16 protein-coding genes are annotated in these 13,690 nt (G+C 67.1%); 7 read left to right on the plus strand and 9 right to left on the minus strand.

The genetic code is table 11. From position 1 onward, the window contains the following. Positions 1-19: 19 nt before the first annotated feature. The 5 genes from asnB to ACZK4H_RS14200 all read right to left on the minus strand — a co-directional run bounded on the left by asnB (position 20) and on the right by ACZK4H_RS14200 (position 6,670). A complete protein-coding gene (gene asnB / locus ACZK4H_RS14180) occupies positions 20-1,963 on the minus strand; it encodes an asparagine synthase (glutamine-hydrolyzing) (RefSeq protein ID WP_099552509.1) in 1,944 nt (647 codons plus the stop codon). 3 nt (positions 1,964-1,966) lie between these two features. After that, on the minus strand, positions 1,967-4,246 hold the full coding sequence (locus ACZK4H_RS14185; RefSeq protein WP_099552510.1) for a transketolase C-terminal domain-containing protein: 2,280 nt from the start codon (positions 4,244-4,246) through the stop codon (positions 1,967-1,969). A 77-nt stretch (positions 4,247-4,323) separates the two neighbouring features. After that, complete coding sequence (locus ACZK4H_RS14190) at positions 4,324-4,980, minus strand: glutathione S-transferase family protein (protein WP_099552513.1); 657 nt, start codon at positions 4,978-4,980, stop codon at positions 4,324-4,326. 175 nt (positions 4,981-5,155) lie between these two features. Beyond that, positions 5,156-5,698: a GNAT family N-acetyltransferase gene (locus ACZK4H_RS14195; RefSeq protein WP_099552511.1), complete on the minus strand. Its 543-nt coding sequence runs from the start codon at positions 5,696-5,698 to the stop codon at positions 5,156-5,158. 126 nt (positions 5,699-5,824) lie between these two features. Further along, positions 5,825-6,670, minus strand: a complete 846-nt coding sequence (locus ACZK4H_RS14200) for a glycine zipper 2TM domain-containing protein (protein ID WP_099552514.1) — start codon at positions 6,668-6,670, stop codon at positions 5,825-5,827. A 163-nt stretch (positions 6,671-6,833) separates the two neighbouring features. On the opposite strand from ACZK4H_RS14200, the gene ACZK4H_RS14205 reads away from it, so the two are divergent. Both ACZK4H_RS14205 and ACZK4H_RS14210 read left to right on the plus strand, forming a co-directional pair. After that, positions 6,834-7,052 carry a DUF6116 family protein gene (locus ACZK4H_RS14205; protein WP_005410285.1) on the plus strand — a complete coding sequence of 73 codons (219 nt, stop codon included), beginning with the start codon at positions 6,834-6,836 and terminating at the stop codon, positions 7,050-7,052. Beyond that, entirely contained in the window at positions 7,049-7,822 is a 774-nt protein-coding gene (locus ACZK4H_RS14210) for a TatD family hydrolase (RefSeq protein ID WP_099552512.1), read from the plus strand. Before ACZK4H_RS14205 ends, ACZK4H_RS14210 begins: the two co-directional genes overlap by 4 nt. Before the next feature lie 77 nt (positions 7,823-7,899). On the opposite strand, the gene ACZK4H_RS14215 is transcribed toward ACZK4H_RS14210, so the two are convergent. Beyond that, on the minus strand, positions 7,900-8,727 hold the full coding sequence (locus ACZK4H_RS14215) for a tRNA threonylcarbamoyladenosine dehydratase (protein WP_033835434.1): 828 nt from the start codon (positions 8,725-8,727) through the stop codon (positions 7,900-7,902). Between the two features lie 80 nt (positions 8,728-8,807). Here ACZK4H_RS14215 and ACZK4H_RS14220 point away from each other — a divergent pair, with 80 nt between their 5' ends. Beyond that, on the plus strand, positions 8,808-9,242 hold the full coding sequence (locus ACZK4H_RS14220; RefSeq protein ID WP_049420899.1) for a cytochrome c: 435 nt from the start codon (positions 8,808-8,810) through the stop codon (positions 9,240-9,242). A 136-nt stretch (positions 9,243-9,378) separates the two neighbouring features. Continuing rightward, positions 9,379-9,873 carry a glycine zipper 2TM domain-containing protein gene (locus ACZK4H_RS14225; RefSeq protein WP_005410289.1) on the plus strand — a complete coding sequence of 165 codons (495 nt, stop codon included), beginning with the start codon at positions 9,379-9,381 and terminating at the stop codon, positions 9,871-9,873. 73 nt (positions 9,874-9,946) lie between these two features. Here ACZK4H_RS14225 and ACZK4H_RS14230 read toward each other — a convergent pair whose 3' ends face one another. After that, a complete protein-coding gene (locus tag ACZK4H_RS14230) occupies positions 9,947-10,156 on the minus strand; it encodes a cold-shock protein (RefSeq protein ID WP_005410290.1) in 210 nt (69 codons plus the stop codon). Between the two features lie 236 nt (positions 10,157-10,392). Here ACZK4H_RS14230 and ACZK4H_RS14235 point away from each other — a divergent pair, with 236 nt between their 5' ends. From ACZK4H_RS14235 to arsC, 3 genes are all read left to right on the plus strand, one after another. Then, the gene (locus ACZK4H_RS14235) at positions 10,393-10,878 is read left to right on the plus strand and encodes a DUF456 domain-containing protein (protein ID WP_049429424.1); all 486 of its coding nucleotides are present in this window, start codon (positions 10,393-10,395) and stop codon (positions 10,876-10,878) included. 119 nt (positions 10,879-10,997) lie between these two features. Next, positions 10,998-12,152, plus strand: a complete 1,155-nt coding sequence (locus ACZK4H_RS14240; RefSeq protein ID WP_099551809.1) for a phospholipase A — start codon at positions 10,998-11,000, stop codon at positions 12,150-12,152. Continuing rightward, positions 12,152-12,493 carry an arsenate reductase (glutaredoxin) gene (gene arsC / locus ACZK4H_RS14245; RefSeq protein ID WP_099551810.1) on the plus strand — a complete coding sequence of 114 codons (342 nt, stop codon included), beginning with the start codon at positions 12,152-12,154 and terminating at the stop codon, positions 12,491-12,493. The genes ACZK4H_RS14240 and arsC overlap by 1 nt, the downstream gene beginning before the upstream one ends. Positions 12,494-12,585: 92 nt before the next feature. Here the strand turns inward: arsC and ACZK4H_RS14250 are convergent, their stop codons facing one another. Both ACZK4H_RS14250 and ACZK4H_RS14255 read right to left on the minus strand, forming a co-directional pair. Continuing rightward, positions 12,586-13,221: a glutathione S-transferase family protein gene (locus ACZK4H_RS14250; protein ID WP_099551811.1), complete on the minus strand. Its 636-nt coding sequence runs from the start codon at positions 13,219-13,221 to the stop codon at positions 12,586-12,588. 58 nt (positions 13,222-13,279) lie between these two features. After that, entirely contained in the window at positions 13,280-13,618 is a 339-nt protein-coding gene (locus ACZK4H_RS14255; protein ID WP_099551812.1) for a hypothetical protein, read from the minus strand. Between the last annotated feature and the right edge of the window lie 72 nt (positions 13,619-13,690).

The raw sequence follows: 13,690 nt of genomic DNA on the forward strand, positions 1-13,690 counted from the left end.
CCGTGCCGTCCGGTGAAGATCAGCCGCCGGTCACGCCGGTCCGTACCTGCCGCCAATGCGCCTGCCAGGCCTGGAACATCAGCACGTTCCACAGGTGGGTATGCCACTTGCGCTGGCCGCCCAGGAACTGCTGCCACAGCGGCTGCACCGCCGCCGCCGACAGCACGCCCTCGCGCTCCAGGCGTGCCGGCTGCAGCAGGTCTTCGGCCCATGGCCGCAGGTCGCCCTTCAGCCAATCGCTGACCGGCGCACCGAATCCGCGCTTGGGCCGGTGCACCATCGACTGCGGCACGTAGCGGCCAAGCACGCGCTTGAGCAGCACCTTGCTGGTGGTTTCGCTGCGCTTGAAGCCCAGCGGCAGCGACCAGGCGAACTCGGCCACGCGCCAGTCCAGCAGCGGCGCGCGTGCCTCCAGGCTGACCGCCATCGAGGTGCGGTCGACCTTGCACAGCAGGTCATCCGGCAGGTAGGTCACGTAATCGGCCAGCATCATCGCGTCGGCCGGTGTGCCGGCACCGTGCAACGGATCGGCCAGGTCGTAGAAGCTGCCGGCAGCCTGCGCGCCCGGCACCGCCGTCGCCGGATCGCGCCAGCGCGAGATGCGGTTGCGGTACACGTCGCCGATGCCACGCGCGCCGGACTCGGCCAGCAGCGCGGCCAGGCCGCCGGTCCGCGAGGCCTCGCCCTGCTGCTGCGAGCGCGCGCCCATCCAGCGCCGGAGCGGGCCTGGCACGCGGCCCAGCATCTGCCAGTTGCGCAGCGCGCGCACGTAGCGGGTATAGCCGAAGAACAGCTCATCACCGCCGTCACCAGACAACGCCACAGTCACGCCCTGCCGCGCCAGGCGCGCGACCAGCGCGGTCGGCACCTGCGAAGCGTCGGCGAAAGGCTCGTCGAACATTGCCGGCAGCTGAGGCACGACTGCCAGTGCATCCGCGCCGCTGACATAGAGCTCGGTGTGGTCGCAACCCAGATGCGTGGCCAGTTCCCTTGCCAGCGGTGCCTCGTCGTGGCCCGAACCGGTGAAGCCGATGCTGAAGCTGTGCACCGGCTGCCCGCTCTGCGCCTGCATCAGCGCTGCCACCAGCGACGAATCGGTACCGCCGGACAGGAACACGCCAACCGGCACGTCGGCCACCATGCGCAGCGCGACCGCATCGCGCAGCAGCCCATCCAGCTGCTCCTCGGCTTCCTCGATGCGACCCTGGAACGGGGCCGCCAGCGCGGCCTGCATGCGCGCACGCGCATCCCAGTAGGGGCGCTGTGCCTGCTCCGGGCGGTGCGCGGCCGCACCCGCCGCTACGGCTTCGGCGTCCAGGCGCAGCACGCGCCCGGGCATCAACTTGTAGCAGCGCTGGTGGATGCTGTGCGGTGCAGGAATGTAGTCCAGCCGCAGCAGCAGGGTCAGTGCATCCCGGTCGATGTCGTTGTCGAACGCCGGGTGCTGCCACAGCGCTTTCAGTTCAGAGCCGAACACCAGGGTGTCACCGGCCCAGCCGTAGTACAGCGGCTTCTTGCCGACGCGGTCGCGGGCCAGCCACAGGCACTGCTGCTGGCGGTCCCACAGCGCGATGGCGAACATGCCGTTGGCACGCTGCAGGGTGTCCTCGATACCCCACTGCAGGATCGCTGCCAGCAGCACCTCGGTATCGGAATGGCCGCGGAAGGCGTGCCCCAGCGGCTCCAGTTCGGCACGCAGGGCAGCGAAGTTGTAGACCTCGCCGTTGTAGGCCATCACGTAGCGACCATCGGACGAGGCCATCGGCTGGTGGCCCAGCGGCGACAGGTCGAGAATGCTCAGCCGACGGTGCGCCAGCGCGATGCCTGCCCCGGCATCGACCCAGCTGCCGCCATCATCCGGCCCGCGGTGGTGCAGCGCCTCGCCCATGGCCAGGACCTGCGCCTGCAGCACCTCGGCCGACGCCACAGGCGCCGGCAACAACATTCCCGCCAATCCACACATGCATCAAGGTTCCTGCGCCAGTTCAAGGGCGGCGCCAATCACCGCATTGTCGCTTGGAAGCCCGAACATTGCTGCCCCCGCCAGCGGGGTATAGGTATCGGCACCGCAGACCCGGCGCAGCGGCAGGTGGCCGAAACCTGCCTCGACCAGTGCGGTGACCACGCCCTCGCCCACCCCGCCACTGTGGCGACCCTCGTCCAGCACCAGCACCCGCCGTGCACTGGCGGCCTGGCTGGCGATGAAGCCGGCATCCAGTGGCACCAGCCAGCGCAGGTCGACCACCCGCACCTGCCAGCCCAGCTGCTGCTCGATCGCCCGCGCCGCGCGCAGCGCCATCGGCACGCCATTGCCGTAGGTGTAGACCAGCAGGTCGCCCGCCTCCGGCACATAGACCCGGCCCTCCCCGGGTACCAGCGCCTGGCCCTGGGCCGGGTAGTCGAACAGCCATTGGCCATCGCCGGGTTCGTGCAGGTCCTTGCTCATGTACAGCGCGATCGGCTCCAGGAACACGGCCACGCGCCCATCCACCCGCGCCAGCGCCGCCAGCGTGCGTAGCATCAACACCGCATCGTCGCCGCGCGATGGGCAGCCGACCACAAGCCCGGGGATGTCACGCAGCGCGGTGATCGAGTTGTCGTTGTGGAAATGGCCACCGAAGCCCTTCTGGTACCCCAGCCCGGCGACCCGCACCAGCATCGGGTTGCGGTACTGGTCGTTGGAAAAGAACTGCAGCGAACAGGCCTCGCCACGCAGCTGGTCAATGGCGTTGTGCAGGTAGGCCAGGTACTGGATTTCCGGAATCGGCAGCATGCCCATGTTGGCCAGACCCTGTGCCATGCCCAGGATCATGGTCTCGTCCAGCAGGGTGTTGAACACCCGGCGCGGCCCGAAGCGGCGCAGCAGATCCTTGGTGACGGTGTAGACACCGCCCTTCTGCGCCACGTCCTCGCCGAACAACAGGCTCTGCGGATACTTCGCCAGCAGCTCCTGCAGGCCGTGGTTGATCTGGATGGCCAGGTGCCGTGGTGCCTGCCGCTCGGGCAGGGTCTCCGCACCGCCATACAGCGCTTCGCGCGTCTCGGCGGGCACCTCGCGCCGCGCTTCGGCCAGCACCGCCGCTGGCGTGTACGGCGCCAGCGGCGCCATCACTTCCTGCAGCGACTGCAGCGTCGGGCGGCCTTCGGCATCGGCGGCCGCCGCCATGCAGCGCGCGCGCATGCTCTCGTAGGCCACCTCGATGGCGGCCGCATCCATCCAGCCTGATTCCAGCGCGATCTGCGCCGAACGCAGCAGCGGGTCCTGGGCTTCGGCTGCACACAGCTCCGGCAGCGCGCGCCATTCCACTTCAAAGTCGGTGCCGGCATGGCCCATCAGGCGCGTGGTGCGCAGATGCAGGAAGGTCGGCCGCCAGGTGCGTCGGCAGTGCTCCACCGCGGCCTGCACCTGGGCGTGCCCGGTGGCCAGGTCCAGCCCATCGGCGAAGAAATAGTCGAGCCCTGGCTGGCAGCTGAAGCGCTCGGCAATCCAGCCTTCCGGCGTCTTCACCGAAATGCCCAGCCCGTTGTCCTCGCAGACGAACAGGACCGGCGCCGGCAGCTTCTGGTAGGCCGACCACATCGCGGTATTGAACGCGGTCTGCGCGGTGGCATGGTTGGCCGAGGCATCACCGAACGAGCACAGCACGATGCTGTCGGTGGGAATCGGCAACGACTGCCCCAGCCGCTTGCCACTCTCGATGGCCAGCGCGGTGCCCAGCGCCTTCGGCAGGTGCGAAGCAATCGTCGAGGTCTGCGGCAGCACCCACAATGGCTTGCTGCCCCACACTTTGTGGCGGCCACCGCTGGCCGGATCATCCGCGCTGGCGGCGAAGGACAGTGCCGCATCGCGCAGCGGATCGATACCCGGCACCTGGCGCGAACGCTCGGCCATGAAGGCACCGGAGCGATAGTGCAGGAAGGCTGGATCGGTATGCCGGCAGGCCCGCGCCAGCAGCGCATTGCCTTCGTGGCCGGAGGAACCGATGGTGTAGAAGACCTTGTTCTGCACGCGCAGCACCCGTGCCATCAGGTCCAGCTGGCGGCTGGCCAGCTGCGATTCGAACAGTTCGCCAAAGGCAGCCGCGGTGAGCGTGCTGCCCGGCAGGATCGGCGCATCCGGTGCCGGGCGCGGACGCGGGGTGCCGCGCCAGCCACGTACCGCATCGAGGAAGTTGGCGTCGCACACTTCGGCGCGGTTGAGCACGCGCATGCGTGCGGGAATCGGATCTGGAACCACAGCGAACATCGAACACCCTCCGTGTCGTTGTTGCATTCGGCCGGACATGGCCCGGCGCTACCCTGTGGGGGTCACCCTGGTGAGAGTCACGCGGCCTCGAATCGCGAGCGCACTTCGGCGGTCACTGCCGGCATCGGCAGGAAGCGCGGCTGCTCACGCACGCGCTGCAGCCAGGCGCGGACTTCCGGGAACGGCTCCAGGCTGATGCCGCCCTCGCCCGCCACATCGGTATAGGCAAACAGGGCGATATCGGCGATGCCGTATCCGCTGCCGGTGAACCATTGCGCCTGGCGCAGGTGCTGCTCCATCACTGCCAGCGCGGTGGCGGCGCGCTCGTGCAGCCGTGGCAGTTCGGCGCGGCGCGGCGAATCGGACGCGGTCCAGCCGCGGATGAAGCGCGCCACTGCCACGCACGGCTCGTGCGTGTACTGCTCGAAGAACATCCAGCTCAACGCCTGCGCGCGCTCCCAACCATCAGTGGGCAGGTACGGCGTGCCTTCGGCCAGCCAGAACAGGATCGCGTTGGATTCGGTCAGCACGCGGCCATCGTCGCGGACGATCAGCGGCACCTTGGCATTCGGGTTGAGCGCCAGGAATTCGGGGGTATGGGTCTGGCCGTGGGCACTGTCCACTTCCACCCAGCGGTAACGGCTGCCGAGCTGCTCCAGCAGCAGGCGGACCTTGTGGCAATTGCCCGAGACCGACATGCCATGCACCGTCAGCGGGACGCGCTCTTCCACCATTGCCTGCTCCATCACATCCGGCCGGCGGCCGGCTGCGTGCAGTCTGGCAAGCGCGTCTGTGAATGCCAAGCGCGGGTGCAGCATGGCGACCCGGTCGTGCCGGCCGCTGGCCGGCAATCGCATGAATCCTGCTGGACGAGGTTGCCGGCCAGTGGCCGGCACTACCGGGCAACGCTCAGCGTGTGCGCTGCCGCCACTGCGCGCGCGACTGGCCCCAGATCTGCATCGGCTTGTCGTTGTACGGTGGCGGCAGTTCGCCCATGCGCAGCATCGTGCTGCCGAGCTTGCGCGCGACCGCCCGCGAGTTGTCGTTGTTCTCGGCGATGGTGTGGATCACCTCGTCCCACCCGAGCGTGTCGAACGCCCAGTCGATCGCGGCGACCGCGGCTTCCGGCGCATAGCCCCTGCCCCAGCTGGCATGGCGGATGCCCCAGCCAACCTCGGTACCGGGCCAGTCCTGCGGTTGCCAGGGACCCATGCGCCCGATCCAGTCACCGCTGGATTTCTCGATCACGCTGAACATCGAGAAGCCGAACAGCTGCCAGGCGCCAGCCAGGCTGCAGAAGCCACGCCAGGCCACTGAAGGCGGCTGTACGCCACCAAGGGTACGCATCGTTTCCTCGTCGGCGCAGAACGCCAGATAGGGTTCGTAGTCCTCGCGCAGCAGCGGGCGCAGGATCAGGCGCTCGGTTTCAATGCGCAGGTCGAAGATGCTCATGCCGGCTCCATGTCGAAGGAAGCGTCCATGATGGTGGATTCGCGCCCCGCGCGGATGAATTCCGCCGGTCGCAACGAAACGGGCCGGCATGAGCCGGCCCGTCGAGTACTGCATGCTGCACCTGGATTACTGGCGCGTGGTGGCCGCAGTGGCACCGGCGGCAGCGGTCTGCGTGACCAGCTGGCCATCGACCACCGGCAGGCGATCGCTGGCCGGCTTGTTGTCCATGCGCACGGTCTTCTCGGCGCCGTCGTAGCGGTAGGTCACGTTGTAGCCCTTCACCACGTCGTTGGTACCCATGGCAATGCGGTTGCCCGGCTTGCTGGCCATGCGCATGGTGCCGGTGGTGCCGTCTTCGTTCCGATAGGTCACGTTGTAGCCGGTGACGCGGCTCGACTCGGAGGTCGCGGTCTCGGTGTGGCACTGGCGCTCGGTGCGGTTGACCACGCGGCCACCCACATGGCGCTTGTCGATCTGGTTGCCGATGAAGCCACCGGCCACCGCGCCAGCCGCAGTGGCCGCCTTCTTGCCATTGCCGCCGCCGACCTGGTTGCCCAGCAGGCCACCCACCACAGCACCGACCACGGTGCCGCCCACATTGCCGTCACGTTCCGGCAGGCGCTCCTGCACCGTCACGTCCTGGCAGACTTCATGCGGGGTCTGGGTGGTGGAGGTCTCGCGCACCGCATCGGTGCCGATCACGGTGGCGTAGGCCTTCTGCTTCTCGGTGATCGGGTCGACCTTCAGCACATCGGCATATTCCAGCCCACGCGGTGCCGACGGATCGAGCGTGTCACCACGCGCGCCATCGCCAGTGGCGTTGCCATCGACCAGGCGCGATTCACCGTTGGGGGTTCCGGCGCTGATGGAATCGGGCGATGTGCCGCCACTCTTCATGAAGGCGGCGGTGGCGATACCACCGACCAGCAGCGCGCCCGCTGCGACCAGGACAGTTGTAGTTGTGCTTTTCATGACCTGCTCCTTGCGGACCATCCGCAACGTTCTCGGGCCAGATTGCAGCATGCGCTGCCTGAACGGAATCTCCACATTTCCTGCTCATTCCCGTAACCCATTCAGCATCGGGAAATGCTGGGCCCGTGGTAGCGTTTGCATATTCCCCAGGAGGACCCCCGCCATGGCCAACCCGATGCTGCTGCCGGTACTGCAATGGGCGCGCCGGCTGCGCTACCCCACCCTGTTCAAGCTCACCGCAGGCCTGTTCGTGCTGACCCTGTTCATTCCCGACCCGATCCCGTTCGTCGATGAACTGGTGCTCGGCTTCGGCACCCTGCTGCTGGCCAACTGGAAAAGCCGCAATACGGTCCCGGCCCCGCCGCCGCTGGAACAGCGTTGAGCGCGCTGGTCGACAGCCACTGCCATCTGGATGCCAGTGAATTCGATGCTGATCGCACGGCGGTGATCGAGCGCGCAGGCGCCGCGGGCGTGCGCGCGCAGGTGGTACCGGCCGTCACCGCCGCCAGCTGGCCGAAGCTGCGCGAGGTCTGCCGGCTGGCACCGGGGCTGTACCCGGCGTACGGCCTGCATCCGATGTTCCTGGCCGAGCACCGGCCCGGCCATCTGCCGCTGCTGCGCGAGTGGATCGAGCGCGAACGACCGTGTGCGATCGGCGAATGCGGGCTGGATTTTTTCGTCGAGGGATTGGATGCAGAGGCACAACAGGCGTACTTCATCGGCCAGCTGGAACTGGCGCGCGAGTTCGAGCTGCCGGTGATCGTGCATGCGCGGCGCGCGGTGGATGCGGTCATTGCCGCGATCCGTCGCATCGGCGGCCTGCGCGGCGTGGTGCACAGCTTTTCCGGCAGCCCGGAACAGGCCGCGCAACTGCATCGGCAAGGCTTCCTGCTCGGTCTCGGTGGCCCGCTGACCTACGAACGCGCGCAACGGCTGCAGCGCCTGGTACGCGGGATGCCGCTGGAACAACTGCTGCTGGAAACCGATGCACCGGATCAGCCTGATGCCGGCATCCGCGGCCAGCGCAACGAACCGGCGCGGCTGGCGACCATTGCCCGCCACGTGGCCGCACTGCGCGGAATGGACGTTGAAGCCGTGGCATATGCCACGACGCAGAACGCGCGACGGCTGTTCGCTTTGCCGGCGAACTGAGGGTAGTGCCGGCCGCTGGCCGGCAACTCCGGAATGATTCGATCAGCGCAGATGCCGGCCAGCGGCCGGCACTACCGTCACGCGTCGGCGTGATCCTCGACCACTTCGGCCTTCACCTTCTTCGGCTCCAGCAGCATTTCCAACGCCTTGCCCACCGCCGCGAAAGCGAAGGCGCCGGTGATATGGGTCGCCGCACCCAGGCCGGCGCCGCAGTCCAGCTTCAACGCTGCATCGGCACCGAGGTTCGGGCGGATGCCGCATACGCTGCCATCGGCCTGCGGATACTTCACGTTTTCCAGCGAGTACACCGCCGGCACGCCGAAGTAGCGCTTGGCGTTCTTCGGGAAATTGAACTCGCTGCGCAGCTTCTTGCGGATCAGCGCCAGCATGGCATCGTGCTCGGTGCGCGAGACGTCGCGGATGCGCACCAGGGTCGGATCAGTACGGCCACCGGCGGCACCGACGGTCAGCAGCGGCAGCTTGCGGCGACGGCACCAGGCAATCGTCTCGACCTTGACCCGGAAGCTGTCGCAGGCATCAATCACCAGATCGAACCCACGGTCCAGCAGTTCGGCCATGTTCGACACCGTCAGGAACGCCTGCACGGCATCGACCTCGATGTCCGGGTTGATCGCGCGGCAGCGCTCGGCCATCGCCTCGGCCTTGTTGCGGCCGTAGTTGCCTTCCATCGCCGGCAGCTGCCGGTTTGTGTTGGACACGCAGATGTCATCGGCATCGATCAGGGTCAGGTGGCCGACCGCCGAGCGGGCCAGCGCCTCCACCACCCACGAGCCGACGCCCCCCATGCCCACCACCGCCACGCGGCTGCCCTGCAGGCGCTCGAGCGCACCCACGCCATACAGCCGTTCGATGCCGGCGAAGCGTTGTTTGACCTGTTCGTTCATCCGGCTATTTTAACGTGCAGGCGCCAGCGCCTGCAGCGCGCCGGCATCGAACCCACCGTTGCACGCCCGGAGAGCCCGCCATGAACGCCAGCCCGCCCCGCCGCCCGTCCACCGCCTACCGCTATCTGTTCGTGCTCGGCCTGGGCCTGTTGATCGGCCTGATCGCCACGGTGATGGTGGGCCGTGCCCTGCAGGCGCGCCGCGACCCGTTCCCGGACAGCCTGATGCAGGTGATGCAACGGCAATCGCAGCTGCTGCAGCAGGCCCAGCAGCAGAACCGCTGCAGCCTGGCCGACAGCGTGCCGCGGTTGCAGGCGATGCGCCTGCTGTCCAACGACCTGGACCTGGCTTTCCCCGGGCTGAAGGACAGCGCGCAGTTCCAGCAGCATGCCAGCCAGCTGCGCGGCAACCTCAACGCCGCTCTGGCCGCACCGCCCAGCGACTGCACGGCCCTGGCCCAGGTGGTGGAAACGGTGCAGGCCGACTGCCGCGCCTGCCACCAGGACTTCCGCTGAGCCGCATTCATCCTGCAGCCGGACAAGGGTTGCGTGGTTGGCACCTTGTTCACGTTCAAAAGAGGACGATTCGTCCACCCTGCTGCATGACGCAGTACCACCCCAGACACCCGCCTTCACGGCCAGGAGACGCCCCATGAAGATCCAGCTCATTGCCGCCAGCGCCATCGCTACCCTCGCCCTGGCTGGCTGTGCCACCTCGCCCGGCTACGGTGGCGGTGGTTACAACAACGGCTACAACAATGGCGGCTACGGCAACAACGGCGGTTACAACCAGGGCCGTTGCGCCGACTGTGGCATCGTCACCCGCATCAACACCGTGCCGTCGGGCCGCACTGCGCCGAGCGCAACCGGCGCCATCCTCGGCGGCATCGTCGGTGCCGTGGCCGGCCATGAGATCTCCGATCACACCGGCGGCAGCCGTGGCAACAAGAACATCGCTGCGGCCGCAGGCGCGGTCGGTGGTGCGCTGGCGGGCAACCAGATCCAGAAGAACGTCACCAGTGATACCTACGACATCAGCGTGCGCATGGATGATGGCCGCACCATCGTGGTCAACCAGCGCGACCTCGGCGGCATCCGCGAAAACACCTATGTGCGCGTGGTCAACGGCAAGGTCATCCTGCGCTGACCTGCACCGGGCCGACGGCAAAGAAAAAGGCCCGCTTGCGCGGGCCTTTTTCATGTGACGGCTTGCAGCGCGATCAGGTCGGCTGCACAGCGTCGGCCTGCAGGCCCTTCTGGCCCTGCACGACGGTGAAGGTGACCTTCTGGCCTTCCTTCAGGCTCTTGAAGCCCTGGGTCTGGATGGCACGGAAGTGCACGAACACGTCTTCGCCGTTTTCACGGCTGATGAAGCCGAAGCCCTTTGCATCGTTGAACCACTTGACGGTACCGGTCTCGCGATCAGACATCTCACTAACTCCCTGGTGACTCTCTCTTGTTGTAGGAAACGCCTGGTGGGCGGCTGACAAGCAAGGGGGAAGCGAGGTGCATCGATGCAGCGGATCGGGAAGATCTTGCTTCATCAGGCCACGATCCACGGTGACCTTGCCAAGCTCAGCGACTGCAACTTAACCCGCCCAAAACGAAAAAGCAACTGGCAAAATCTTTCACTGTCAACCCCAAAACGACCACCATACGGGACAGCATGGGACTCTCATTCATCTTATATCTGCTAGCGGTCATTTTTGTCCTTGTCGGCATCGCCGGAATCATCCTCCCGGCCCTGCCCGGCATCCCGCTGGTGTTCATCGGGCTGCTGCTGGCGGCCTGGGCTGACGGCTTCGCCCACGTCGGCTGGCCGACCCTGGTTGCGCTGGGGGTACTGACCCTGCTCTCGTTGCTGGTGGACGTGCTGGCCACCGTCGTGGGGGCGCAACGGGTCGGTGCCAGCCGCAAGGCGCTGTGGGGAACCTTCGTCGGCAGCATCGTCGGCCTGTTCTTCATGCCGATCGGCCTGTTCGCCGGCCCGTTGATCGGCGCTCTGCTGGGCGAGTACTGGCACACCCGCGAACTGGGGCGCTCGACCAAGGTTGGGCTGGCCACATGGCTTGGCATCCTGCTTGGCCTGGCGCTGAAGCTGGCGGTGGTGATCGCGATGCTGGGGCTGTTCGCCTTCGCCTGGTTCCTGTGACCTGCCTCTCCTTCACGCCACGCGCACGCGGTGGCCGTGCATAAACCGTGGGGGCTGGCCGTGATCCGGTGCAGCCGCCACACTGTGCGATTCCCGTATTCACCGAAGGGCCTGCTGCAATGACCCTGCCTCCGCTGCTTCCCCGCCTCGCGCCGCTGGCGCTGGCATTGGCCAGTGCGCCACTGGCCGCGCAGGAGTTCGCGCCCAGTGCCGAAGCCTCGCCGGCCGCGTGCGCGGCGATTACCACCGATGCTGCCCGCCTGGCCTGTTATGACCGCCAGTTCGGGCGTACCCCACAAGCCACCGCCGAGGCCGACGCTGCGGCCGAGGCGGCCGCGCAGGCCCGTCGCGAAGAACGCCAGACCGCACGCGTAAGCCAGGGCGAAGAGAAACTGCGCGAGCGGGTCAGTGATCTGTTCCGTCCAGCAGCCCCTGACAGCGCACTGGCCAATGCCGGCCGTGGCTCGCTGCTGGACAGCCGCTGGGAGCTGGCCGAGGACTCCAAGCTCGGCCCGTTCCAGCTGCGCGCCTACAAGCCGGTGTACCTGTTGCCGGCGTTCTGGACCAGCGACCGCAACACCACGCCGCACTCGCCGAACCCGGCCAACACGGTCACCACGCCGCAGGTGCTGGACAGCGCCGAACTGAAGTTCCAGATCAGCTTCAAGACCAAGGTCGCCGAGAACCTGTTCGGCGACAACGGCGACATCTGGGCCGGCTATACCCAGAGCTCGCGCTGGCAGGCCTACAACGGCGAGGATTCGCGCCCGTTCCGCGAAACCAACTACGAGCCGGAAGTGATGATGGTGTTCCGCAACGGCTACTCGATCGGTGGCTGGCGCGGGCGCATGACCGGCATTGCGCTGAACCACCAGTCCAATGGCCGCGCCGACCCGCTGTCGCGCAGCTGGAACCGGGTGATGCTCAACATCGGCCTGGACCGCGAGAACTGGGCACTGGTGCTGCGCCCCTGGTACCGCATTCCCGAGACCCGAAGCGACGACAACAACCCGGACATCGAGGATTACATGGGCCGCGGTGACGCGACCCTGATCTGGAACCGCAACGGCCACGAAGTCTCGCTGATGGCGCGCCATTCGCTGCGCACCGGCAGCCGCTCGCACGGTGCCCTGCAGCTGGATTACGGCTTCCCGATCAGCAACCTGCTGCGCGGCCATGTACAGGTGTTCGACGGCTACGGCGAAAGCCTGATCGACTACAACCACAAGGCCACCTACGTGGGCGTGGGCGTGTCCCTGCTGGAGTGGTTCTGATGCACGTGACGATCTGGCACAACCCGGCCTGCAGCAACTCGCGCGGCGCATTGAAGCTGATACGTGATGCAGGCTTCGATCCACTGGTGATCGAGTACCTGGGCACTCCACCGGACGTGGCCACGCTGCGCCAGGTGCTGGCCGAATCCGGATTGAGCGCACGTGATCTGGTGCGCAGCAAGGAAGCGCAGTTCGCCGAACTGGGACTGGAAGAGGCCGACGATGCCACCTTGCTGGCCGCGATGGCCGCACACCCGCGGCTGATCAACCGCCCCGTGGTGCGCACGCTCAAGGGCACCCGGCTGTGCCGTCCACCGGAAACGGTGCTGGAGATCCTGTAACCCGCACTGCTTCGGTAGAGCCGAGCCATGCTCGGCTGCATTCATGGACTGCACGCGAACAGCAGCCGAGCGTGGCTCGGCTACAGAACAGATTACAGCCAGTCGGTGATGCCTTCGCGACGGTACACCTCGGCGAACGCCGGGCGCGCCTTCATCGACGTGGCATGCGCCTTCAGTACCGGCCAGGTGTCGCTGGGCCTGGGCATGTTGCGCGACCAGCGCATCAGCATCACCAGCATGTAATCGACCACGCGGGGCGTGGCGCCCAGCAGGTACGGACCATGTGACTGCAGGTGCGTGGCGACATGCTGCCAGGCCGCTTCAAGGCGCTGGCGTGCCATCTCGCGGCTGGCCTCGACGTTCGCCTCGCCTGCCACCTCGTTCGGATAGAACCAGGCACGGTAGGCCGGCTGCAGCGTATTGGCGCACCAGAACATCCAGCGGTAGGCATCGGCGCGCTGCGGCGTGCCCAGTGCTGGCAGCAGGTTGGATTCCGGATGGCGATCGGCCAGGTACAAGGCGATCGCCGCCGCTTCGGTCAGTACCAGGCCATCGATCATCAACGTCGGCACCACACCGGCCGGATTCAGTGCCAGGTACTCCGCCGACTTGTGCTCGCGCGCGTCGAAATCCAGCAGCACCAGTACGTGTTCGATGCCCAGCTCGATCAGCAGCCAGTGCACGACCAGGGCGGCGGTACTGGTCGAACCATACAGCGTGGTGCCCATGCGGAAGATCCTGTGCAGGTGGATCAGCCGATTATGCGCTTACGCGCGCGATCGTTGCTCAGCCGCAGCTGCTCATGCAGGAATCCCGGCGTTCGCCACAGGACATCATCGGCGCGCGCATCGTGCAGTCATGCGTCTTCAGTTCGCAGGCACGGCGCAGGTCCGGGTTGTCCACGTCCTTGCAGCGCTTGTCCGGCGCCGGCACCACCTGCTGCTCGCAATTGCTCTGGCGGCTGCCGAGGGAATCATTCTGCGCCATGCAGCTGCGATAGCCGGCCTGGCACTGCACGCGGCATTGCGCCGATGCGGGGAAGTCCGCGCCTTCGTACGACGCTGGGGTGCTGCAGCCGGCCAGGGCCAGCAGCACGCCTACCACGATGAATCGATGCAGGGCCATGGACACGTCCTGTGCGGAAGTGCGCCGACCGTAGCAGAGCAACAGCTACAGGAGCGTTAATCTTTCTGCCCA

This window comes from Stenotrophomonas sp. 78350_Sma (assembly GCF_056482105.1).